The 24,620-nt window shown below is 41.3% G+C and carries 19 protein-coding genes; 17 read left to right on the top strand and 2 right to left on the bottom strand.

What is annotated here, in order from left to right; translation table 11 throughout:
* Positions 1 to 69: 69 nt before the first annotated feature.
* From livH to AB6N04_RS12920, 11 genes are all read left to right on the top strand, one after another.
* Positions 70 to 996, top strand: a complete 927-nt coding sequence (livH, locus tag AB6N04_RS12970; protein WP_369308721.1) for a high-affinity branched-chain amino acid ABC transporter permease LivH — start codon at positions 70 to 72, stop codon at positions 994 to 996.
* Positions 993 to 2,264 (top strand): high-affinity branched-chain amino acid ABC transporter permease LivM, encoded by a 1,272-nt coding sequence (locus tag AB6N04_RS12965; protein WP_369308720.1) that lies wholly within the window; start codon positions 993 to 995, stop codon positions 2,262 to 2,264. Before livH ends, AB6N04_RS12965 begins: the two co-directional genes overlap by 4 nt.
* Positions 2,261 to 3,040 carry a high-affinity branched-chain amino acid ABC transporter ATP-binding protein LivG gene (gene livG, locus AB6N04_RS12960; protein WP_369308719.1) on the top strand — a complete coding sequence of 260 codons (780 nt, stop codon included), beginning with the start codon at positions 2,261 to 2,263 and terminating at the stop codon, positions 3,038 to 3,040. Before AB6N04_RS12965 ends, livG begins: the two co-directional genes overlap by 4 nt.
* Complete coding sequence (livF, locus tag AB6N04_RS12955) at positions 3,040 to 3,741, top strand: high-affinity branched-chain amino acid ABC transporter ATP-binding protein LivF (protein ID WP_369308718.1); 702 nt, start codon at positions 3,040 to 3,042, stop codon at positions 3,739 to 3,741. Before livG ends, livF begins: the two co-directional genes overlap by 1 nt.
* A 1,424-nt stretch (positions 3,742 to 5,165) precedes the next feature.
* Entirely contained in the window at positions 5,166 to 6,833 is a 1,668-nt protein-coding gene (gene hutU, locus AB6N04_RS12950) for a urocanate hydratase (RefSeq protein ID WP_369308717.1), read from the top strand.
* 51 nt (positions 6,834 to 6,884) lie between these two features.
* Positions 6,885 to 8,069 carry a CaiB/BaiF CoA transferase family protein gene (locus AB6N04_RS12945; RefSeq protein ID WP_369308716.1) on the top strand — a complete coding sequence of 395 codons (1,185 nt, stop codon included), beginning with the start codon at positions 6,885 to 6,887 and terminating at the stop codon, positions 8,067 to 8,069.
* Positions 8,066 to 9,205 (top strand): acyl-CoA dehydrogenase family protein, encoded by a 1,140-nt coding sequence (locus AB6N04_RS12940; protein WP_369308715.1) that lies wholly within the window; start codon positions 8,066 to 8,068, stop codon positions 9,203 to 9,205. The genes AB6N04_RS12945 and AB6N04_RS12940 overlap by 4 nt, the downstream gene beginning before the upstream one ends.
* Before the next feature lie 283 nt (positions 9,206 to 9,488).
* A complete protein-coding gene (locus tag AB6N04_RS12935) occupies positions 9,489 to 10,928 on the top strand; it encodes a cytosine permease (protein WP_369308714.1) in 1,440 nt (479 codons plus the stop codon).
* A 151-nt stretch (positions 10,929 to 11,079) separates the two neighbouring features.
* On the top strand, positions 11,080 to 11,835 hold the full coding sequence (locus AB6N04_RS12930; protein WP_369308713.1) for an electron transfer flavoprotein subunit beta/FixA family protein: 756 nt from the start codon (positions 11,080 to 11,082) through the stop codon (positions 11,833 to 11,835).
* Positions 11,836 to 11,850: 15 nt separating this feature from the next.
* Complete coding sequence (locus tag AB6N04_RS12925; RefSeq protein WP_369308712.1) at positions 11,851 to 12,801, top strand: electron transfer flavoprotein subunit alpha/FixB family protein; 951 nt, start codon at positions 11,851 to 11,853, stop codon at positions 12,799 to 12,801.
* A 9-nt stretch (positions 12,802 to 12,810) separates the two neighbouring features.
* Complete coding sequence (locus AB6N04_RS12920; RefSeq protein ID WP_369308711.1) at positions 12,811 to 14,493, top strand: 4Fe-4S dicluster domain-containing protein; 1,683 nt, start codon at positions 12,811 to 12,813, stop codon at positions 14,491 to 14,493.
* Between the two features lie 94 nt (positions 14,494 to 14,587).
* Here the strand turns inward: AB6N04_RS12920 and AB6N04_RS12915 are convergent, their stop codons facing one another.
* A complete protein-coding gene (locus tag AB6N04_RS12915; protein ID WP_369308710.1) occupies positions 14,588 to 15,301 on the bottom strand; it encodes a UTRA domain-containing protein in 714 nt (237 codons plus the stop codon).
* A 277-nt stretch (positions 15,302 to 15,578) separates the two neighbouring features.
* On the opposite strand from AB6N04_RS12915, the gene AB6N04_RS12910 reads away from it, so the two are divergent.
* The 5 genes from AB6N04_RS12910 to AB6N04_RS12890 all read left to right on the top strand — a co-directional run bounded on the left by AB6N04_RS12910 (position 15,579) and on the right by AB6N04_RS12890 (position 22,213).
* Positions 15,579 to 16,832: a hypothetical protein gene (locus AB6N04_RS12910; protein ID WP_369308709.1), complete on the top strand. Its 1,254-nt coding sequence runs from the start codon at positions 15,579 to 15,581 to the stop codon at positions 16,830 to 16,832.
* A complete protein-coding gene (locus AB6N04_RS12905; protein WP_369308708.1) occupies positions 16,829 to 17,959 on the top strand; it encodes a hypothetical protein in 1,131 nt (376 codons plus the stop codon). Before AB6N04_RS12910 ends, AB6N04_RS12905 begins: the two co-directional genes overlap by 4 nt.
* Positions 17,960 to 18,334: 375 nt before the next feature.
* A complete protein-coding gene (locus AB6N04_RS12900; protein WP_369308707.1) occupies positions 18,335 to 18,991 on the top strand; it encodes a DUF799 domain-containing protein in 657 nt (218 codons plus the stop codon).
* Positions 18,992 to 19,494: 503 nt separating this feature from the next.
* Positions 19,495 to 20,898, top strand: a complete 1,404-nt coding sequence (locus tag AB6N04_RS12895; protein ID WP_369308706.1) for a tryptophanase — start codon at positions 19,495 to 19,497, stop codon at positions 20,896 to 20,898.
* A 67-nt stretch (positions 20,899 to 20,965) separates the two neighbouring features.
* Positions 20,966 to 22,213 carry an aromatic amino acid transporter gene (locus AB6N04_RS12890; protein WP_369308705.1) on the top strand — a complete coding sequence of 416 codons (1,248 nt, stop codon included), beginning with the start codon at positions 20,966 to 20,968 and terminating at the stop codon, positions 22,211 to 22,213.
* A gap of 152 nt (positions 22,214 to 22,365) precedes the next feature.
* On the opposite strand, the gene AB6N04_RS12885 is transcribed toward AB6N04_RS12890, so the two are convergent.
* On the bottom strand, positions 22,366 to 22,674 hold the full coding sequence (locus AB6N04_RS12885) for a hypothetical protein (protein WP_369308704.1): 309 nt from the start codon (positions 22,672 to 22,674) through the stop codon (positions 22,366 to 22,368).
* 340 nt (positions 22,675 to 23,014) lie between these two features.
* Here AB6N04_RS12885 and AB6N04_RS12880 point away from each other — a divergent pair, with 340 nt between their 5' ends.
* Complete coding sequence (locus tag AB6N04_RS12880; protein ID WP_369308703.1) at positions 23,015 to 24,571, top strand: methyl-accepting chemotaxis protein; 1,557 nt, start codon at positions 23,015 to 23,017, stop codon at positions 24,569 to 24,571.
* Positions 24,572 to 24,620: the final 49 nt, after the last annotated feature.

Here is a 24,620-nt window from a genome sequence, read left to right as displayed (position 1 = left end):
CGGAAGTGAGCTGACTCGCTTCCGGCTTCTGTTCTCTATACAGGACAAGCAGTTCGAAAGGAAAGTCTTATGTCAGATCAAATTCTTTATTTTATTCAGCAATTTCTTAATGGGTTAACCCTTGGTAGCACCTATGCGCTAATTGCTATCGGCTATACGATGGTATATGGCATCATCGGGATGATTAACTTCGCCCATGGTGAAGTGTATATGATCGGAAGCTATGTCTCTTTTATTGTGATCGCGGGCTTGATGATGTTAGGGATCGATGTCGGTTGGATCCTTGTTGCCGCAGCCTTTATTGCAGCGATCATCGTTTCCAGTGCTTATGGCTGGAGCATTGAGCGCGTAGCGTATCGGCCGGTACGTCACTCTAAGCGACTGATCGCGTTAATCTCAGCGATCGGGATGTCCATTTTCTTACAAAACTACGTCAGTTTATCTCAAGGTTCCCGCGACCTCGCATTGCCTAGTTTAATTACAGGTCAGTGGGTATTAGGGGGAAGTGATGGTTTTGAAGCGACAGTGACCAAAATGCAACTGACTATCTGGGGGGTTACACTCCTAGCTATGTTAGCATTAACCTTATTTATCCGTTATTCGAAAATGGGGCGTGCATGTCGTGCGTGCGCAGAAGACCTCAAAATGGCAAGTTTATTAGGGATAAATACTGATCGCGTTATCTCGTTAACCTTTGTGATAGGCGCAGCGATGGCTGCGGTGGCAGGGGTTTTATTGGGGCAATTTTATGGTGTGATCAATCCATATATTGGTTTTATGGCTGGTATGAAAGCCTTTACTGCCGCGGTATTAGGGGGGATCGGCAGTATTCCTGGTGCTATGCTGGGTGGCTTGATCCTGGGGGTTGCTGAAGCGATGACTTCGGCTTATTTAAGTACCGAATATAAAGATGTAGTGTCATTTGGTTTATTGATTGGTGTGTTGTTAATCATGCCTACCGGCATTCTGGGACGCCCGGAGGTCGAAAAAGTATGAGAAAAGAAAATTGGCTTAATGCCATTGTGGCATCGGCAACATTTTTTATTTTAGCCTTGTTTATGATGGGGTTACAACTCGCGTTGGATGGCACAAAATTAGTTGTGACAGTGGGGGATTCGGTTCGATGGAATTGGATCATCGCAGGGATTGCGATTATTTTTGTTTATCAATTGGTGCGCCCAACATTAAGCAAAGTTTGGCAAGGTGTACCAAAAAAAGCATGGTCAATTCCTGATTTTGACGGTTCGACAACCAAGCAAAAAATTCTTGCCGTCCTTATCATTATTGCAGCCATCATTTGGCCATTTATTGTTTCACGAGGAAGCGTTGATATCGCCACCTTGACCCTCATTTATGTGATGCTTGGTTTAGGGTTAAACGTGGTCGTGGGCTTATCTGGCTTATTGGTTTTAGGCTATGCGGGTTTTTATGCTATTGGTGCTTATACCTTTGGTTTACTTAACCATTGTTATGGCTTTGGTTTTTGGGAAAGTTTACCTATTGCAGGATTAACAGCAGCACTGGCAGGCTTTTTACTGGGGTTTCCGGTTCTGAGGTTAAGAGGGGATTACTTAGCCATCGTCACACTTGGTTTTGGTGAAATTGTTCGTATCTTATTACTGAATAATACGGAAATTACAGGGGGACCTAATGGGATCAGCCAACTGCCAAAACCGACGTTTTTTGGCCTCGAATTTAGCCGAACAGCAAAAGAGGGGTGGGATACCTTTCATAATTTCTTTGGCTTAGATTACAACCCGGGTGATCGGATCATTTTCCTTTATTTTGTCGCCTTATTACTGGTGGTTTTAACACTATTTGTGATCAATCGATTACTGAGGATGCCACTCGGTCGTGCTTGGGAAGCGTTGCGTGAAGATGAAATTGCTTGTCGCTCGCTAGGTTTAAGCCCTACACGGATCAAGCTCACTGCCTTTACTATCAGTGCGGCATTTGCTGGTTTTGCGGGGACATTGTTTGCTGCAAGGCAAGGGTTTATTAGCCCTGAATCATTCACATTTGTTGAATCAGCATTTGTTTTAGCCATCGTGGTTCTGGGGGGAATGGGTTCACAAACCTCGGTGATTTTAGCGGCAATTATCTTAGTTGTATCAAGGGAAATGATGCGAGATCTCAACCAATACAGCATGTTACTGCTTGGTGCATTGATGGTATTAATGATGATTTGGCGACCACAAGGTTTATTGCCGATGAAACGTCGCCAAGTTCAGGTGAAAAAAATACCTGAGGGAGAGGGCGTATGAGCCAATTAACCACGCCTTTATTACAAGTCAGCGGTTTAACTATGCGTTTCGGTGGTTTACTTGCGGTGAACAATGTTGAACTCACTATTCATCAAGGTGAAATTGTTTCTCTGATTGGGCCAAATGGTGCTGGAAAAACCACTATTTTCAACTGTTTAACAGGTTTTTATAAACCAACTAGCGGGACGATTCTGTACCGTGAGAAACACCTTGAAGGTCTGACAGGTCAAGCCATTGCACGCCTTGGTGTAATTCGAACATTCCAACATGTGCGGTTATTTAAAGAAATGACCGTTCTCGAAAACCTGTTGGTCGCACAGCATCAACATTTAAAAAATGGTATTTTTTCAGGATTATTAAAGACTCCTGCTTTTCGCCGCGCAGAGTCTGAAGCTTTAGACAATGCAATAAAATGGTTAGAGCGAGTAGATTTACTGCCATTTGCCAATCGACAAGCAGGTAACTTAGCCTATGGGCAGCAACGTCGATTAGAGATTGCGCGTTGCATGGTTACACGTCCTGAAATTTTGATGCTAGATGAACCCGCAGCTGGGCTTAACCCAAAAGAAACCAACGACTTAGATGAGTTAATTGCTGAGCTGCGTACTCATTATCATGTTTCCATCTTATTAATTGAGCATGATATGAAATTGGTAATGGGAATTTCAGATCGTATTTACGTCGTTAATCAGGGCACGCCATTGGCGAACGGTACGCCGAGTGAAATCCGCCAACATCCTGATGTCATTAAAGCCTATTTGGGGGAAGCTTACTGATGTTAGAGTTTAGAAAAGTTTCTGCTCATTATGGAAAAATTCAAGCCTTACATGAAATTAGCCTGAATATCCAAAAAGGTGAGATAGTCACTCTGATTGGGGCAAACGGGGCGGGTAAAACGACGCTTCTCAGCACGCTTTGTGGTGATCCAAGAGCATCCGAAGGGCAAGTATTGTACCGCGATGTGGATATTACTCAGCTTCCGACATCAAAAATAATGCGTGAAGATATTGCGCTAGTGCCAGAAGGTCGCCGGGTCTTTTCCCGTATGACGGTAGAAGAAAATCTTGCCATGGGCGGCTTCTTCGCCACACGTCAGCAATATCTTGAACGCATTGAACGAGTATATAAGTTATTCCCAAGGCTATTTGAACGCCGCAATCAGCGTTCAGGGACGATGTCTGGCGGGGAGCAGCAGATGCTCGCAATTGGTCGGGCACTCATGAGCCAGCCTGAATTGCTGCTACTGGATGAGCCTTCATTAGGGCTAGCACCAATCATCATTATGCAAATATTTGATACGATCCAGCAACTGCGTGAAGAAGGAATGACAATTTTCCTTGTGGAGCAAAATGCTAACCAAGCCTTAAAACTCGCTGACCGTGGATATGTATTAGAAAATGGGCATATTGTACTGGAAGACACCGGAAAAGCGTTATTAGCCAATGAGGCTGTACGGAACGCCTACCTCGGTGGCTAAAATTTTCGTCATACTTCTCGCTGTAGCGGTGTTGGCTGCGCTCGCTAACCCTAGTCACATACTCATGTATGCTCCTAGGGCTTAGCTCCGCTTGCCGCCTAGCTACAGCGCGAATTATTTAGAAAATGACATTTTCGTACGCTTAGCGTTGTAGCGGTGTTGGCTACGCTTGCTAACCCGAGTCACATACTCATGTATGCTCCTAGGGCTTAGCTCCGCTTGCCGCCTAGCTACAGCGCGAATTATTTAGAAAATGACATTTTCGTACGCTTAGCGTTGTAGCGGTGTTGGCTACGCTTGCTAACCCGAGTCACATACTTATGTATGCTCCTAAGGCTTAGCTCCGCTTGCCGCCTAGCTACAGCGCGAATTATTTAGAAAATGACATTTTCGTACGCTTAGCGTTGTAGCGGTGTTGGCTGCGCTCGCTAACCCTAGTCACATACTCATGTATGCTCCTAGGGCTTAGCTCCGCTTGCCGCCTAGCTACAGCGCGAATTATTTAGAAAATGACATTTTCGTACGCTTAGCGTTGTAGCGGTGTTGGCTACGCTTGCTAACCCGAGTCACATACTCATGTATGCTCCTAGGGCTTAGCTCCGCTTGCGCCTAGCTACAGCGCGAATGATTTAGAAAATGACATTTTCGTACGCTTAGCGTTGTAGCGGTGTTGGCTACGCTTGCTAACCCGAGTCACATACTTATGTATGCTCCTAAGGCTTAGCTCCGCTTGCCGCCTAGCTACAGCGCGAATTATTTAGAAAATGACATTTTCGTACGCTTAGCGTTGTAGCGGTGTTGGCTGCGCTTGCTAACCCGAGTCACATACTTATGTATGCTCCTAAGGCTTAGCTCCGCTTGCCGCCTAGCTACAGCGCGAATTATTTAGAAAATGACAGTTCATTACAGTGAGTGAGAAAATCACTAAATTACCATCTTCTTCTTTGGTTATCGGGTCATCTATTAATATAGGTGACCCGTTTTTGTTTCTGGCATATGTCATTTATATGAGTCTGCCCGTTGTACACAGTAACAAGCTTCTGTGAAGCGACTCGCAAATCTATTATTTACTTGTTTCTATACATAAAATTAAATGTATATACAACTTTTCCTATAGAAACAGAGAGCTACTTATTGTTGTATAACCTCCCTTTCCTCTAGATCTCCACTCTTCGTATAAAATTTCAAAATTAAATGTATATACTTTGTGAATCAAATGTATATATATTTAAAAGCAAGTGAAATGGTTCCACTGTATAAGTCGCTTTTAACATGTTAGTTAATTATTAGTTTGTTGATTTTTAATGAATTAATTTATTTTTAATAAAAGTAGACAGTCACTGACAAAGTACCTCACAGAGTATTACCAACAAAAAGTTGTTAAATTGGTGTTAAATAAAAAATGGATGATAGGGGATATAACCATGTTAAACCGTACTGACTCAACACGCGTGATCCGCGCACCCCGTGGCAGCGAAAAGACCTGTAAAAGTTGGCTGACTGAAGCTGTCTACCGCATGATCCAAAATAACCTCGATCCTGATGTGGCTGAGCATCCGCAAAGTCTTGTTGTGTACGGCGGTATTGGTCGCGCAGCTCGTAACTGGGAATGTTACGACAAAATTTTAGAGGTGCTGAAAACACTGGAAGATGATCAAACGTTGTTAGTCCAGTCAGGTAAACCTGTTGGCGTATTCCCAACTCACGCAGATGCCCCTCGTGTTCTGATTGCAAATTCGAATATCGTACCGCATTGGGCGAATTGGGAGCATTTTAATGAGTTAGATCGTAAAGGTCTGATGATGTACGGTCAAATGACGGCGGGATCGTGGATTTACATTGGTTCACAAGGGATCGTTCAAGGCACTTACGAAACCTTTGTCTCACTGGCAAAACAACATTTTAACGGTAATGCCGCAGGGCGTTGGATCTTAACGGGGGGTTTAGGTGGAATGGGCGGTGCGCAGCCATTAGCGGCCACAATGGCTGGATTTAGCATGATTGCTGTCGAATGTGATGAAAGCCGTATCGATTTCCGCTTAAGAACTCGCTATGTTGATAAAAAAGCCACTTCCCTTGATGAAGCATTGCAATACATTGAAGAAGCAAAAGTTTCTGGTAAGCCCGTGTCTGTTGGTCTGCTAGGAAATGCTGCGGATGTGTATAGCGAATTAGTGAAACGCAATATCACACCAGATTCTGTTACTGACCAAACCAGCGCTCATGACCCAGTGCATGGTTATTTACCACAAGGCTGGACATTAAACCAGTGGCGAGAAAAGCAAGAAACAGCGCCAGCCGAAGTCACTCGCGCAGCAAAAAAAAGCATGGCAGTTCAAGTAGATGCAATGTTAACCATGCAAAAACGTGGTTCGGCAGCTTTTGATTACGGTAACAATATTCGCCAAATGGCAAAAGATGAAGGTGTGACAAATGCCTTTGATTTTCCGGGTTTTGTTCCTGCTTATATTCGCCCTCTATTTTGTGAAGGTATCGGTCCGTTCCGCTGGGTCGCTTTGTCTGGCGACCCCGAAGATATCTACAAAACAGACCAAAAAGTGAAAGAATTACTGCCTGATGACAAACACTTACATAATTGGCTCGATATGGCACGTGAGCGGATCGCTTTCCAAGGTTTACCCGCACGCATTTGCTGGGTGGGTTTAAAAGACAGAGAAAGATTAGGGCGTGCCTTCAATGAAATGGTGAAAAGTGGTGAGCTAAAAGGTCCTATCGTGATTGGTCGTGACCACTTAGATTCAGGCTCTGTTGCTAGCCCACATCGTGAAACGGAATCGATGAAAGATGGCTCTGACGCAGTTTCCGATTGGCCATTATTGAATGCACTATTAAATACGGCAGGTGGCGCAACATGGGTCAGCTTACACCATGGCGGTGGTGTTGGTATGGGCTTCTCCCAGCACTCAGGTGTTGTGATTGTTTGTGACGGCACGGATGCGGCAGATAAACGTTTGGCGCGTGTTCTGCACAACGATCCTGCCACAGGTGTCATGCGTCACGCGGATGCGGGATATGATATCGCCATTAACTGTGCGAAACAGCAAGGTTTGAATTTGCCAATGGTGAAGTAGTGTCGATTGCCAATTTAGGTTGGCAACTTTCTGAAAAATAAGGAATTCATTATGAATGCTGCGTCAACTCAGAAAAGACAAGGGCCACTGGCTGGGATCAAAGTGATTGATTTAAGCCGTGTTTTAGCCGGGCCTTATTGCACGGGGATGATGGCTGACCTCGGCGCAGAAGTGATCAAGATTGAAGTACCAAATCATGGTGATGATAGCCGGCATCTAGGGCCTTTTATTAATGGTGAAAGTGTTTATTACGGTTTAATCAATCGAGGAAAACGCAGTATCGAGTTGGACCTGAAAGAGCAGGAAGATCGGGCCATTTTATTCCAACTCGTCAAAGAAAGTGATGTCGTGGTGGAAAACTTTCGTCCAGGGGTCACTCAACGTCTCGGTATCGATTTTGACAGCTTAAAAAAACACAATCCAAAACTTATTTATGCAAGTATTTCAGGCTTTGGGCAAAATAGCCCGTTAGCCAGCTATCCCGCTTATGACATCGTCGCACAAGCTATGTCGGGTCTTATGAGTGTAACGGGGTTCCCTGAAACGGGGCCAACGCGTAGTGGGGAGTCTATCGGTGATGTGTGTGCGGGGATGTTTGCATCTTGGGCGATCAGCAGTGCGCTATTCGCTAGAGAACGTCATAACGAAGCGGCGCAATACATTGATGTTGCGATGGTGGATGTTCTTCTTAGTATGCAATTAACAGGGCTTTCTAACTTATTTGCACAAGGTAAAGCCCCAAGCTTAGTCGGTAATCGCCATCCTGTATCTACACCGTTTGATACTTACCATGCTAAAGATGGGTTAGTTGTTATCGCAATTGCCAGTGAAAAATTGTTCCAGCGTTTTTGTGAATGTATGGATAAAGCGCATTTGTGCCAAGATCCGCGTTTTCAAGATGACCCAAGCCGTACCTGCCATCATGGGGAGTTAAGGAGTGAAATTGAAGGCTGGACAGCACAAAAAACTGTGAATGAAGTCTGTGACTTACTGCTAAACGCAGGTGTTCCAGCTTCGCCAATTCATAATCTACAACAAGCCACGCAGAGTGAACATGCCAAAGTCCGTCAAGTACTCACGTATCTCAATGATGGTGGTACTCCATTGATTTCTCAGCCTGTTTTCTTTAACGGCAAAAAACCACATTCAACGTTAAGAGCCCCTGTATTGGGTGAAGCAAATGCACAGTATAAATCGGCAATAACAACAAGCAAAAATAGGGAGGCCGTACAATGAGTTTTGAAATTAATGAAACCGAACAAGCCATTGTCGATGCAATTGAAAAGGTATGTCACGATATTTTGCAACCCAATGCACAGCATTATGATGAAACCGAAACATTTTGTGCAGAAAGTTTAACTGCATTAGGTGAGATGGGGGCTTGGGGAATTAACTTACCAGAACAATATGGTGGGTTTGGTCTTGGCAGTATCGCAATGAGCATGATCGTTGAGGCGGTTGCAGCAGCTTGTGCCTCCACATCGTCCTCGTTAACAGCGCATTTCTTAGCCACGGATTCTATTTTGATTGGTGGAACCGAAGAGCAAAAAGCGTATTGGTTACCGAAAGCCGCTTCAGGTGAATTACTGGGCGCTTTTGGTCTCACAGAGCCCGCTGCGGGGTCGAACCCTGCGGATATGCGTACTGTAGCGACACGGGAAAATGCAGGCTGGCGTATTCGGGGGAATAAACACTATATCACTAACGCCAAAGAAGCGGATTTTATTGTGTTATATGCCAAAACGGATGTTGAGGCAGGGGCGAGAGGCATCAGTGCATTTATCATCCCAAAAGGGACTGAAGGGATAGCATTTTCTCAACCTGAAAAAACGATGGGATTGCGCGGCAGTACCATTTACGAGTTAGCACTGAACTGCTGGCTACCTGAATCAGCGTTACTCGGCGAAGAAAATAAAGGCTTCCATACTGCAATGGAAGTATTAGATAAAGGTCGTGTTGAAGTTGCTGCAACGTCACTTGGCATAGCCCGCGCAGCGATGGAAAGTACGTTAGGTTGGGTGAAAGAGCGCCAAATTGGTAAAAAACCATTAGCCGCTTACCAAGGGACTCAATGGCGTCTTGCGGATATGCACACACAGCTTGAGGCCGCGCGTATGTTGACTTGGCGAGCCGCTGAACTGCGTGATTCAGGGGAGCGCTTTAGTTTGCAATCTGCGACTGCAAAACTATTTGCTGCGGAGTGTGCCGGTTTTGTTACTGATGCTGCGCTACAACTTCATGGGGGCTATGGTTATATTCGCGATTTGCCTCTTGAGCGCTATGTTCGCGATGCACGTATTTTACGTATCTTTGAAGGTACGTCAGAAATCCAAAAAATAATTATCTCACGTGCTGTATTGGATGCAGTGTAGTTTATTGAAATCGTTATTTTTACCAGAAGCGAGTAGACGGGACAGGCGGCTACTCGCGAGTAAAGTAATCTAGGAAGCACTACCTGACAACAGGATCATGGAATTAAAAACACAACAACAATCAGGTTTAAGAATGTATTTCAATTATTGATTATGGGTGGACAATAGAGAAAACAGCACCCAATGTAATGTGTAATCACTGTACTTCACGTCACGGTTTTTACGAATTCATTACAGCTAATTGGTTCATTCTTTAAGCCAGCCTGCTTAAAGAGGAGTTACCATGACAGTTTCAAACGACATCGCAACAGGGCAAAAAGGTCGGCAGGATAATGTCCCGCTTATCGAAGCTCGTTCTATCGATTATATCCCTGAATCTGAGCGCCATGGCACTTTATCTAGCCAGTTTACGCTTTGGTTTGGTGCTAACTTGCAAATTACCGCAATCGTTACTGGGGCTCTCGCCGTTGTGTTAGGGGGGGATGTATTTTGGTCATTAATTGGATTATTTATTGGGCAAATATTAGGTGGGGCCGTAATGGCTTTGCACGCGGTACAAGGGCCTAAACTGGGGTTACCGCAAATGATTTCAAGCCGTGTGCAGTTTGGGGTATATGGTGCGGTTATTCCTATCTTGTTAGTTTGCATGATGTACGTTGGGTTTTCTGCGAGTGGAACTGTCTTAGCGGGTCAAGCGGTAGGGCAATTACTCCATGTGACGGATTGGGTTGGGATCTTAATTTTTGGTGTGGTGATTATCGGGATCACGATTTGTGGTTATCGGATCATTCATATTTTAGGTAAGGTCGCGAGTATTGTTGGGATCATTGCATTCTTTTATCTATTTTTCCGCCTGTTTTATATGAACGATGTGTCTATTTTATTAGAAAATCGCCATTTTGATTGGACACATTTCTTATTAGCGATGTCATTATCGGCATCGTGGCAAATCGCTTTTGGGCCTTACGTTGCTGACTACTCCCGTTATTTACCAACCAAAACACCAACCATTAAAGCTTTTATGGCGGTAGGCTCAGGAACTGTTATCGGAACGCAAGCATCAATGATTTTAGGCGTATTTGCTGCGGCCCTAGCAGGCAATAAATTTGCGGGTAATGAAGTTTCCTACATTGTGGGGTTGGGGAGTACAGGGCTCATTGCTGCACTGCTATATATCACTATTTTCTTTGGGAAAGTGACTATTACAGCGTTAAACGCTTACGGCAGCTTTATGTCAATGGCGGCGATTGTTTGTGGGTTTAGAGGAAAAAATACCATTACAAGAGGGCAACGGCTGTTCTTTATTATTCTGATGGTGAGTTTTTCAACGTTATTAGGGTTAGCCGGTCAGCACTCATTCTTAAAATTGTTCTCTGCTTTCTTACTGTTTTTACTTGCCTTTTTTACTCCATGGAGTGCGATCAATCTTGTTGATTATTACTGGGTAACAAAGGGGCGCTACGATGTGCCTGAATTGGCGAACCCGAATGGTCGTTATGGGCGCTGGAACAAAGTCGGTATCCTCACTTACATCATTGGTGTACTGATCCAATTACCATTTATCTCAACAGGTTTCTACACGGGCCCATTAGTCGAAAAACTCGGCGGTGTGGATATTTCATGGATTGTTGGCTTAGTCGCGACCAGTATTATTTATTATATTGCGATTAAAAAATGGCCAATGTCTGTTGCTGATAGGCTGATATTACCAACCACGAAATAACCAGAAGCATCATTTAATGTAATTCATAAAAGAACATTTGAGCTAGCCAATAGCAGTGACGTTTTCACTGCTAAGGCTTCTCTCAACCTAAAAACGATTTAAACCACCTTTATTAAAGCCAATCGTTAATAGAATTGGGATAGGAGTTGCTATGAAAATTTTAGTCGCAGTGAAGCGAGTGATTGACCATAACGTCAAAATACGCGTAAAAGCCGATGGCTCGGGGGTTGAGTTAGCTAACGTTAAGATGGCACTAAATCCCTTTGATGAGATTGCCGTTGAAGAAGCCGTTCGTTTAAAAGAAGCCGGTAAAGCGACTGAGGTTGTCGCTGTTTCTATTGGTGATATGAGTTACCAAGAAACCTTGCGCAGTGCGATGGCCATTGGTGCAGATCGGGCCATCTTAATCCAACGTCCCACCGAATTGGTTCTTGAACCATTAGATATCGCCCGTTTATTGCAGCAAGTGGTGATAAATGAGCAACCGAATTTAATTTTATTAGGCAAACAAGCAATTGATGATGATTGTAACCAAACCGGGCAAATGTTATCGGCGCTAATCGATTGTGGACAAGCGACGTTTGCTTCGCAAATTGTCCTTGAGGGAGATTCATTACAAGTCACCCGTGAGATCGATGGCGGTTTGGAAACCCTTTCGATGGCGCTACCTGCGGTTGTGACAACCGATTTGCGACTCAATGAACCTCGTTATGCAACTTTACCTAATATCATGAAAGCTAAGAAGAAACCGTTAGATATTATCGATATTTCGGACATGAACTTTTCTCCGTTGGGGCAAACCAAAATCATCAAGGTGTCTGAACCGAAAAAGCGGATGGGCCAATGTACCTTACTTAATAATGCCGCCGAACTGGTAAGCACATTACAAGCAAAAGAAGTTATTTAATCTAGGGGAATGATCATGAGCCAACCATCAGTTTTAGTTATTGTTGAACATGATAATCAAACGATAAAATCATCAACTTTTCATAGCATTACGGCAGCACTGGATATTCTGTCTGCGGGGGGGCAACTGCATTTGCTTGTGGCGGGTAATGACTTAGAAAAAGTGGTGGAACAAGCTGCGAGTTTAAATGGTGTGAATAAAGTCCTTGCTATTCAAGCGGATGCTTTAAAAGAACAGTTGGCTGAGCCTATGACTAGCGCCATTGTTTCAGTTGCACAACATTATAGTCATTTATTATTTCCAGCGACCACATTCGGCAAAAATATTGCTCCCCGAGTTGCGGCAAAGCTGGGTATTGCACAAATTTCTGATATCACACAAGTGCTTGATGCTCAAAACTTTATCCGTCCTATTTATGCCGGAAATGCATTGGCAACTGTACAGAATAACGGGCAGCAAGTGGTGATCACTGTTCGCAGTTCGGCATTTAGTCGTACGCATGAGGCAAAAAATAGCGCTGAAATTGACCATATAACACCGAGTGAGTTAACGCAGCGTACTCAATTGAAAAGCCAGTCACTCACACAAGTTAGCCGCGCTGAGTTGAGCTCAGCGAAAGTGGTTATTTCCGGTGGTAGAGGGCTAAGTTCAGGTGAAAACTTTGCGCTATTAGAAACGATAGCAGACAAACTGGGGGCAGCGGTTGGGGCATCCCGTGCAGCGGTGGATGCGGGCTATGTTCCCAATGATTATCAAGTGGGGCAGACAGGGAAAATTGTCGCACCAGATTTATATATTGCAGTTGGGATTTCTGGCGCGATTCAACATATTGCTGGTATGAAAGAGAGCAAAGTGATCGTGGCTATTAATAGCGATCCTGAAGCGCCGATCTTCCAAGTGGCTGATTATGGCATTGTGGGTGACCTGTTTGAGATCTTACCTGAATTTAATAAGGCACTTGCGTAAGGGGGGGATATGGCTATCGACAATATTGAAAATATAAATGGGGCTCCCGAGCGGGAATCGATGGAATTTGATGTCCTGATTGTCGGTGGCGGGCCTGCGGGGTTATCAGCGGCGATCCGCTTAAAGCAGCTTGCTGCTGAGCAAGGCACTGAATTGTCTGTGTGTTTGATTGATAAAGGTGCCGAAATAGGGGCGCATATTTTATCAGGCGCAGTGATCGACCCTCGGGCGCTTGATGAATTATTGCCAGATTGGCAGCAAAAGGTGTCCGTTCCTTTAACGCCGGTCAGTAGTGACCAGTTTTTATGGTTGAAGGAAAATAAAGCTAGCCACTTACCTTTAGCGTTATTACCCACTTGTTTGAAAAATAAAGGTAATCTTATTGGTAGTTTAGGCCAAATTTGTGCAGCGCTAGCTGCTGAGGCCGAGGCGCTTGGTGTTGATGTGTTTGCTGGGTTTGCTGCCACACAAGTGATATTTGATGATGAGGGAAAAGTGATTGGCGTGACTACAGGGGACATGGGGGTAGATAAAGCAGGAAACCCAACTGTCATGTACCAAGCAGGTATGAATTTAGTCGCGAAAATGACTTTTTTTGCCGAAGGGTGCCGTGGTCAACTCGGTAAGCAATTGATCTCTCATTTTGATTTGGCAGCGAATAGTAGCAAACAAACCTATGGGCTGGGGATCAAAGAAATATGGCAGATCCCTAAAGAGCAGCATCAGCCTGGATTAGTTATCCACTCGGTTGGCTGGCCGTTAGATAATCACACATACGGTGGTGGCTTTGCCTATCACTATGGTGAGAATTTAGTTGCGGTGGGTTTAGTCGTTGGTCTGAATTATGAAAACCCGTATTTATCTCCATTTGAAGAGTTTCAACGCTTAAAAACACACCCTGCATTTAGTCAGTTTTTGTCTAAGGGTGAACGGCTCAGTTATGGCGCAAGAACCATGGTCGCGGGGGGATTATCAGCGCTTCCTAAATTGAGTTTCCCTGGTGGTGCATTAATTGGTGATGACGCCGGATTTCTAAATGGCGCGCGGATCAAAGGCTCCCACTGTGCTGTGAAAAGTGGAGCATTAGCCGCGGAGGCTTTTTGGGCTTGCTTTAATGACCAATCGGTTGGTGATGTTGAATTTAACATTCAATATCGCCAAAATTTTGAGCAAAGTTGGTTATATCAAGAGCTTTACCAGACCCGTAACTTCAAACCCTATATGAAAAAAGGATTAGTAATGGGGTCTATGTTATTTGGTGCTGAGCAGCTATTGTTAAAAGGTCGTAGTCCCTGGACATTAAAGATCAAACAGGCGGATCACGAGGGGCTAAAAGAAGCTAAAAATTTTAAGCCAATAATTTACCCCAAGCCTGATGGTAAATTGACCTTTGATCGAGCTTCCTCTGTATTTTTATCCAATACTCACCATGAAGAAGCGCAACCTTGCCATCTTAAATTAGCGGATACAAATATACCGATTCAAATAAATTTAACCAAATATGCTGCGCCAGAAACACGTTATTGCCCTGCGGGAGTATATGAAATTATTGGGGGGCAGCATCAAGAGAAATTACAAATTAATGCGCAAAATTGCTTGCATTGTAAGGCTTGCGACATTAAAGACCCAATGCAAAATATCACGTGGACCGCACCTCAAGGGGGAGAAGGACCAATTTACCAAGGGATGTAAAAAACAAATTTGTTGTGATGTAGATGTGCTTGATATTTGTTGATATTTATCAGTCGCTTTGGGGCAACTTTGCCCCATTTTTTTTATCTTTGCACTAATTCTCAATACGCGAATGTAATTTTAATTTGTAACGAGAACCTGCCGTGACCATATTGACGTAGCTAATTAACGTATTTCCTGTCCATGTACGACGGCTAAGTTGCAAACAGGGGGAGTTTTCTTTAATTGATAATAATTGTGCGATGGACTTGGTCGCTAATGCTGCTTCTATCGTGTGTTCCATTTCGCTAACAGGAAAATGGCGCTGTAAATAGCCACTTGGTGTTTCCGTATCCCCATATTTTTGCTTCACAAAGTCAGGAGCGATAGTGTGGTTAACGTAGCGCTCTTCTAACATGAGTGGAATATCATTTTCAAAATGCAGAACTTTACAATAACCGACGTCGCTTCCTTCACTAATTCCGAGTTGCAGTGCAATTTCAGCTGAAGCTGGAATGATTTTTAATTGTAATTGATGCCCACTATATTTGTTGCCACTTATGGATATTTCATCAAATATATCAAATGCTTTAGTTACCGGAAGCTCATGCTTTTGCGTTGCGACAAATGTGCCTTTCCCTGCAATTCGATTCAAAATTCCTCTTTGACTTAATTCTGAAATGGCTTTGTTCACGGTCATACGACTAACATTAAATTGCGCACAGAGTTCAAGTTCTGTGGGGATTTGTGTTTCGGGTTTAAAAATACCCAAATCAATGCTGCGTAAAATGTAAGACTGAATTTGCTTATAAGCAGGTTGTGATGTCATGGCTTTTATTCAAAATTGTCGTTAGAGGAAGATCAGAGCAAAACGGTTTTATTGCCATATTTTATGTATAAACTTTTTTGTGATTGCAAGTCTATCAGTATTTGTTCGCTTTACTAGTAGATAGCGCGTATTTCCAAAGATAACACCTTAAAAAATGGGTGGATAATGGCGTTCGTCATTATCTGAATTATTTTATTATAAGATAAGTTTCGCTAGGGCTATATGCCTTTATTTATTATCATAATGTTAAATTTACTTAACAAAATAGGCATTATTCATGCGAGTTCAGTATTTCCATGTCAATCTTACTCAGTGTGACTATCAAAATGTTAGTCCAATTGGTATGGCAAGGTTGATAGCGTCAGGAAAAGTGTTTTTCTTTAATCAAGATGACTTCAAAAATAGTCAGGTCTTTTTAGAGCGTTTAGAAGAAGGTGACTCTTTGGTTATTTGTGCAGAAGAACTGAATGATGGCAGTTATTGGCTTGAGTGGGTTTATCACGAAAAACATGGGCGATTAGAACCCGATAGAAACGTTTGCTTTACGCGATCTCTTGGTAAACAGTATATCATTTCACTGGTATTAATGGCTTTAATCCCAGCTGTATATTATTGCTTCATACTTGCAGAAGATAGCTTTTTAATGATAGCACTGGTGGCAATTTTAGGCTGTGCCGCTTTTTGTGGCATCGTGCTGTTTGGTTTGGCACTTGCTGAAACGAAACGGATTATTAGTCCTAAACGAAAACAGATTTTAAAAGCGTTAGATCTTGTTATAGAAGGGCGATTCAAAATTAATGAGCATAGCTCATTAATTGAGATTGAAGGTATTAAAAATGCAAAAATTAAAGCCAGTAAATTACACAACGCAGTAGATGTTCCCATTGATAAAACATCATTATCTGTTACTCGTGGTAAGGTAAGTATTAAGGATAACCACAGTTTAACTGTAAGGACAGGGGATACTGAGGAAGCGCTGAACCTTATCAAATTACAAATTAATAAAAGTCATATGGACGTTTTAGTTTCAGCAAATGAGCCGCTGTTTAATAACCATAGTTTATTTATTGCTCAAGGCGATGACCTTGAAGTTTTCCATAAAAATATCCAAGACCACTCAAGTCAACAAGCGATATTTGGTATCTATAATCACCAAGACGGGCTCGCTTATAGTTTAATAGGTAGGGGGGCTCCTCAAGAACGTAGTTTCTACTTTGGTTTATGGGGGATTACCTGTTTTATTTTAATTTTCTTTGTCCTCGTTGCAGGTGGATTATCTATTTCAGAAATCGTAGAGAAAGGGGGATATTGGGACTATTGGGACTGGATTAATATCTTGGATACATGGGGGATGTATATTAGCTTTGTTATTACAATTCTATTGGGAATTAGCTTTTTGATAGGATTGGGCGTCGCAATATATTACCAAGTTTCCCGACGTGGAAACGCTTATTATCAATCACAATATGTTTTAAAACACCTGCGTCGCCAACATGGTCAAACAGATTATGTGACGGAGGTGCGTTCATGAATCCCTTTCTCAGCAAGCGCTTTATGCTATTAACTGCGCTTTTTTCATTGAGTTTGTTAACGACATTTTTTATCTTTGTGCAAGACGGCACTGCTGCTTGGCAGGTACAAAATCATCAAAAAAAAGGTACAGCAATTAGCGATTATGATTGGGCTAATACCTTCCAAGCCGAAAATGGCACATTAATAGTTACGCAAAAAAGCCTGAGTTCAAACTATTACTACTCAACATATAACTCATATTCATACGCTAGAGAATACGACTACCAAGTATTATTTGCAGATAATCAAGGCGTGCGTTTTATCACCCGCGGTGATTCCAGTTTTTATAATGCAGTATGTGAAAAAAAACAATGCTTACTATTTCTCAGTGATGGTTATCAAACTATCGATTTAGCGACGTTATCAGCAAGCAATGTAATGCCATGGAAGGACAAATCAGGCGTTCAATTCTCTGGATTAATAACAGGTAAAATTTATCAAACCAAAAATTACCCAGCATATATTGTCGCGAACAATGAAAAGATTTTTGTTAGCCAGGATAAGGGGATGACATGGGAACACTTTATGGATGTTCGGAATTTGGTCCAGTCGCTGTACCCAGAAGAAATTGATAGCCGTTCTGAATTTGTATATGCCATGTATAGAGATAAAGTGGTTATGTGGTATAGCTATGGTCATCAAATGGGATCATTAGAGGTGGTTATGGATATTCCGACCAAACAAGTGATTAGTACTAAATGGCTACCAGTACGTATCAATGAAGCGTCGCAAAATCTGAATGGGGATATTTTTGTGATCGCTCAAGAACCATCTCGTAAATTGTTTTCTTTAATGCAATATCAAACTAATGGTAGTTTTAAATTAATTACAGAAACGGGTTATAATTATTTATCAAGCTTAAAAGTGGGTAAACAAGGGGTAGTGGTTTCAGAATCGGTGAGAGGATCGCAGCAATTTCTAACGGTGGATTTACAGACAAATGAAATTTCACATCGCCCTGAACTGCCCATGTATAAAATCATCTTTCATGGCGTTGATAACGCATTTATTGAATTAGATAGCGTTTACTCTGGGGACGTTGACCTTACTGAAGGTACAGCTGTTTCGTATCAATTAATGCATTAACTATGTCTAGAGTATAAAAGGATAGGGAGATTTCCTATCCTTCTCACTGATTATTCTACGCGTTTTGTTTAGTCATTAAGTCACTGCGGTGGCAGTAATGGCGGCGATAGCAAAGATAAAAAATTCAATAAACAGCCCCTAGCAATATAGACTCTAAAGAACATACTGACGAACGCATTGCTATTTAGCCCTCTTAACTTAAAAAGGGGTAAATTTCATGATTTATATTTGGTCAAGGTGGGGAGTACTGTGCCTATTATATCGATATCATCTCCTTCAAATAAAATGCTCATCTAGCAAAGCAATAAAAAAATCATTGTATCCAGAATCAGCCGCTTACATGGATTTTCTAATGAAGAATAAAGGGAAAATAAAATGAGACGTTTATTCATACTCGGCAGTTTAATGGTTGCTTGGTTATTAACAGGGTGCGCACAGCCAACAAAAGTCGATTACACTGCATTCCATCAAAGTAAGCCAAAAAGCATTTTAGTACTATTACCGCAAAATAGTTCGCCTGAAGTTCAAGCAAGCCACGGGTTCTTATCACAAACAGCATTACCATTAGCAGAAGCGGGCTATTATGTTTTTCCAGTTGCTGTTGTTGAGGAAACATTTAAACAAAATGGCATAATGAATGCAGGTGATATACACGCTGTCCCACGGGCTAAGTTGCGCGAGATTTTTGGTGCTGATGCCGTACTTTATTTGGATATTACAGAATACGGGACGAGCTACCAAGTTATCGCAAGTGATACTCGTGTAACTGCTAGCGCAAAATTGGTTGATGCGCAAACTGGCACATTGTTATGGAGTGGTTCTGCAAGTGCATCAAGTCTGGAGAATAATTCTTCTTCAAATGGTATTTTAGGGACACTGGTATCTGCCGTTGTGAGTCAAATAGCCGATACGATGACAGATAAAAGTTACTCAATAGCGGGTATAACAAGTGTTCGCTTGTTATCAGCAGGCGGACCCAATGGGATTTTATATGGTCCAAGATCACCAAAGTACGGTAAAGATGCCCAGTAATGGTTAGCTAATTGGTGGATAAGGCTATTATCTAGCTTTATCCATTTTATTTAATTTAAGGCTTCTTTATATTAAGTTAAATTACTCTTTTTAATTATTGAATTATCTCTTCCTATTTAAATATTTTTAACACTTAAATTGCATAAAATAAACATTGTGACTTCGCTCAAACGGTTTATACTATTTATCTAAAATTCTGTGATATAAGTATAATAACAAGACAATTGGGGTTAATTTAAAAATGTAACTGTTATATATATAATGTAGATGGTTGTACTAATTCCTTGTTGATAGGAGTCATAGTATGTGCTTGTTAAATGAATTGCTCATATCAAGGTATTTCTTCTATATGAAGAAATGGTTCAATATTGACATTTCCTTAGCCTTCTTTTTCCCAAATAAATAACCTTTCAATTTTTAATTAATTAAAAACTTCGTTAGCTTATTTTTTATAAGTTCGAATTCTTATATTTATTATTTAATGGAAAATTAAAGGTATTATCATGGCTAAAAGAATCGTAGAACCGTTCCGTATTAAAATGGTAGAAAACATCCGTATCCCATCAAGAGAAGAGCGTGAAGCAGCATTAAAAGAGGCGGGATATAATCCATTTTTATTACCAAGTAGCGCCGTTTATATCGATTTATTAACCGACTCAGGCACCAATGCCATGAGTGACCACCAGTGGGCTGCGATGATCACGGGTGATGAAGCGTATGCAGGATCTCGTAACTACTATGATTTAAAAAATAAAGTTAAAGAGATGTTTGATTACGATTATGTGATCCCAGCTCACCAAGGCCGTGGTGCTGAAAACATGTTATTTCCAGTGCTTCTAAAGGTTAAACAGGAACAAGGTGGCGCTAAAAAACCAGTATTTATTTCAAACTTCCATTTTGATACCACAGCAGCTCACGTCGAATTAAATGGTTGTAAAGCGATTAATATTGTTACTGAAAAAGCTTATGACTCAGATACCTACGATGATTGGAAAGGTAACTTTGATATTCAAAAATTAAAAGATAATATCGCAGAATATGGAGCGGAAAACGTTGTTGCCATTGTTTCGACAGTCACTTGTAATAGTGCAGGTGGTCAGCCTGTTTCAATGGCGAATTTGAAAGAAGTTTATGAAATTGCAAAACAACATAATATTTTTGTTGTTATGGACTCAGCGCGTTTTTGTGAAAATGCGTATTTTATTAAAGAGCGTGATCCAAAATATAAAAACGCAACAATTAAAGAAATTATTCTTGATATGTACAAATATGCTGATGCATTAACAATGTCAGCGAAAAAAGACCCGTTATTAAATATCGGTGGGTTAGTCTGTATTAAAAATGACGAAAAAATCTTTACATTGGCAAGACAACGCTGTGTGCCAATGGAAGGTTTCGTCACTTATGGTGGATTAGCTGGTCGCGATATGGCTGCGATGGTTCAAGGTCTTGAAGAGGGGGCTAACGAAGATTACTTACATTATCGTATTGGCCAAGTAAAATATTTAGGCGATCGCTTACGTGAAGGTGGAATATCCATTCAATATCCTACAGGTGGACATGCGGTATTTGTTGACTGTAAAAAATTGGTTCCACACATCCCAGGCGATCAATTCCCTGCACAGGCAGTGATTAACGCATTATATTTAGAATCAGGTGTTCGTGCTGTTGAAATTGGTTCATTCTTATTAGGACGTGATCCTGAAACAGGGAAGCAAAAACACGCAGATATGGAATTTATGCGGTTAACTATTGCAAGACGTGTTTATACCAATGATCATATGGACTACATTGCAGATGCTCTGATTGGCTTAAAAGATAAATTTGCAACCTTAAAAGGTTTAGATTTTGAATATGAGCCACCAGTATTAAGACACTTCACAGCAAGATTAAAACCAATTAAATAATAATTAGGTATATCTTATGGTTCCCGTGCAATGCGGGAACCTTATCCTTATTCTTAAGGTGAACACCATGAATAATTCGGTAGCCAAGAAAGAACCCTCCATAATGGTAGGGGGTTTTGTGCTAGGCGGTGCAATGATAGGGGCAGGAATGTTTAGCTTGCCAACTATTATGGCAGGTGCTTGGTTTATTAACTCTGTAGTTATCTTGTTAGTTGTTTGCTTTTTTATGTTTCACTCAGGGATTTATATTTTAGAATGTATCTCAAAATATGGGGCAGGGACGAATTACTTTTTTATATCAAAAGAACTCTTACCAAAATGGGCCTGTTATATTGCGAATATGGCGTTAATATTCGTACTGTATATCTTAATTTATGCCTATATATCTGCTGCTGGATCGGTTATTAAAGAAGCCGCAGCTATTTATGGTTATGATATTAATTTAAGACTTATATTTATTGTCTTCACATTAATATTAGGTGCAAGTATTTGGTGGAGCGGTGTTGGTGCGAGTCGACTAACATCATTATTTTTATTTATCAAAATTATTTTATTTATACTCGCATTCTCCGGTTTATTCTTAATTGTCAAAACGGATTTATTGTTATCATCACCTGTAGAAGGTGGGCAAATCACGTTATTACCCTTCGTCTTTATTATTATTCCCTATGCGATCACCTCGTTTGGCTATCATGGCAATGTGTGTAGTTTATACAAGTTATACCATGAAAATGAGAGAAAAGTAGTTAAGAGCTGTGTGATTGGTTGCGTGTTAGCACTTGTCCTTTATTTCCTTTGGGTCATGGGAACAATGGGGAATTTACCAAGAGCTGAGTTTTTAACGATTATAAATAAGGGGGGGAACTTAGATGCGTTTATTGAATCACTTTATGCCGTGCTGAACAGTAAACACATTGCGACATTTTTACTTTGGTTTTCTATTAGTGCCGTATTCTGCTCATTTTTAGGTGTCGCTATTGGGTTATTTGATTACATACTTGCTTCCCTAAACTTTCAAGATAATCCATCTGGTCGAATGAAATCAGCATTACTTTGTTTTTTACCTCCATTAATTCTTTGCATATTATTCCCAAATGGATTTTTAATTGCTATTGCATACGCAGGTATGGCGGCATGTATTTGGGCTATCATTTGTCCTGCCATTATGGCATTGAAAGTTAGGGAACGTTTCCCTGATTCAAAATTTAAAGTATGGGGCGGAAAAGGACTCATTTATGCTGTTATTGCTTTTGGCGTCTTTGGTATAATTTGCCAATTACTGGCGCAATTTAATTTGTTACCGATATACCGTTAATGTTTCAACTTTGTTTTAAGCTAACTGTAAAGGTACAGCGGGGTTTGCTGTGCCTTTTTTACCTAGCGGCATATCATTTCGATATTATTAATTGAATCTTCAGCTACTTTAGTAGCAAGCTCTAAGGTATCAGCCGTTGCAATTACATAATCTCATCCATCATCGCTATCTTTTAGTTTAGCAATTGTAATAAGAGGGGGAACAAGCTGATATATTATCGGTTTAATTAGATTAAAATGTGTTTGTAGCTTTGTAATGGTGCCTTGCCTATCTGTAATTAACAAGCGTATTGCAGAAAATAGCTGTTTCAATTTTTCTTGGGGCTTGTACTCTATATTTTTAACAACGTGTGATAAGTCGCAGTGAACAAGATCAAAGCCTGTAGATAATAAGCAAAGAGTATCAATCATACCTCCTGCAACATGAGGATTTATTTCTATTAATGAAATATGGCTTTTCATTTAATCTGCAAACTAATAATGCATTGGAATTAATTTAAAGCTATTAATTATTATATCAATGCAGACGTATACCAAATATGGTGAACGCTAAACACGAGCTTGAAATTTTTCAATCATTGGTATTATTTCGAGACTCATGTCAAATTTTTGAAATTAACTCGAAATATTGAATGAGCTTAATTTGTTCTAAAAAAAAGTAATAACCTATTGGAAATATAGGTATTTATACTTATCTTGTCTCTTTTGAACAATAATTAACCTACACAACAGCCTAATTTTTTTCTGTTTATCGCCGATAAAGTTAAATATCGTCATTTTATCCCACCAAAAGAGAAATTCTATGCAGAAACTTCGAAACTACTCAATTCGCGCTGTTATGCTCGTTTTATTAGGGCTTCTATGCCTGATCTTGGGGGGAACCAGCCTTTATAGTGGTTGGTCATTGTCTCGGATTGCTGATGGTAATGATATCGATAGGCAATTGGTGAAACAGATGACAGTACTCAGTCAGGGGAATGATCAATACTTTCGTTTTGTGACACGATTAACTCGCGTAATGGAAAGCAAAAATGAAGGAAAAGACGTAGATTATGCACCAGTGAAAGATGCCATGGAAAAAATGGGCGGCTACTTAGAACAAATGAAGTCGATTTCCCCCGGTCCAATGGATCCTGAAATATCACAGCAGGTAATTAATAGCTGGCAGTCATTATTTGATAACGGTGTGACTCCTCAATTAGCTTTAGCGATAGAGAATGATCCTCAAAAGTATTTAGCTCATGCACATAATGTCACACCAGCTTTAAGTCGTACATTTGGTGCATCAATCAACCAGTTCAATCAATCGGCTGAAGGATTGATTGATAGTGCGCGGCAGCACGTTGATAAGGTTATGAACATCACACGTATTGTGATGATCATGGCGACAGTTTTAGGGGTGATCACGCTAATATTTACCGACCGTTATTTGGCAGCGATGATGCAAAAGCCATTAGATTTACTGAGACAATATTTTTCACACATTGCGAAAGGGGATTTAAGTCATCCCATTAAACCTTTTGGTCATAATTGTGTTGGCCGGCTCTTTCCTTTACTGGAGGAAATGCGTAATGATTTAAGAGAGTCTGTTAGTTTGATCAGACAAGGCAGTGAAAATATTTATCTAGGTGCCAGTGAGATCTCAAATGGCAATAGTGACCTTTCATCGAGAACAGAAGAGCAAGCCGCCGCACTCGAAGAAACGGCGGCAAGTATGGAGCAGATCACCGCTGCTGTTCAGCTCAATATGGAAAATACCCACCAAGCTAACCAATTAGCGAGTGAGGCGTTTGTGGTGGCTAACAAAGGAAGTGAAATTGTGGGGTCAGTGGTGATGACTATGGCGGAAATTTCACAAAGTTCGCAAAAAATTGCGGATATTATCAATATGATTAACGATATTAGTTTTCAAACTAATATATTAGCGTTAAATGCTTCTATTGAAGCCGCAAGAGCAGGGATACATGGTCGTGGTTTTATGGTTGTGGCAGCCGAGGTGCGCAAGTTAGCGAGTCACAGTGCCGATGCGGCAATGGAAATTGAACGTTTGATTGCCGATTCTGGAGCTTGTGTTGAAAAAGGAACAGGGCTTGTCAATGAAATGGGTAAAACCATGGAAACTATTTTGCAAGGTATCAATGACGTGACAGCCATCATGAAACAGATAACGGTAGCTTCTGAAGAGCAAAGTAAAGGAATTGCACAAGTGGGCGTAGCGATCACACAAATGGACAGTGTCACACAACAAAATGCCTCTTTAGTTGAACAAGTCGCAACTGCTGCCAGCTCACTTGAGCAGCAAACACAAGAGCTACAGCAGGCGGTTCAGCAGTTTAATTTGCATGCACAGATAGCTTAATTTCATTAATCCTAAGGTAGCAAAAAGCCCTCACTGCATCACAGGGAGG

Source organism: Providencia rettgeri (assembly GCF_041075285.1).
GTDB lineage: Bacteria > Pseudomonadota > Gammaproteobacteria > Enterobacterales > Enterobacteriaceae > Providencia > Providencia rettgeri_G.
Note: the sequence above shows the minus strand (reverse complement) of the source record. Positions and strands in the feature narration are given on the sequence as shown.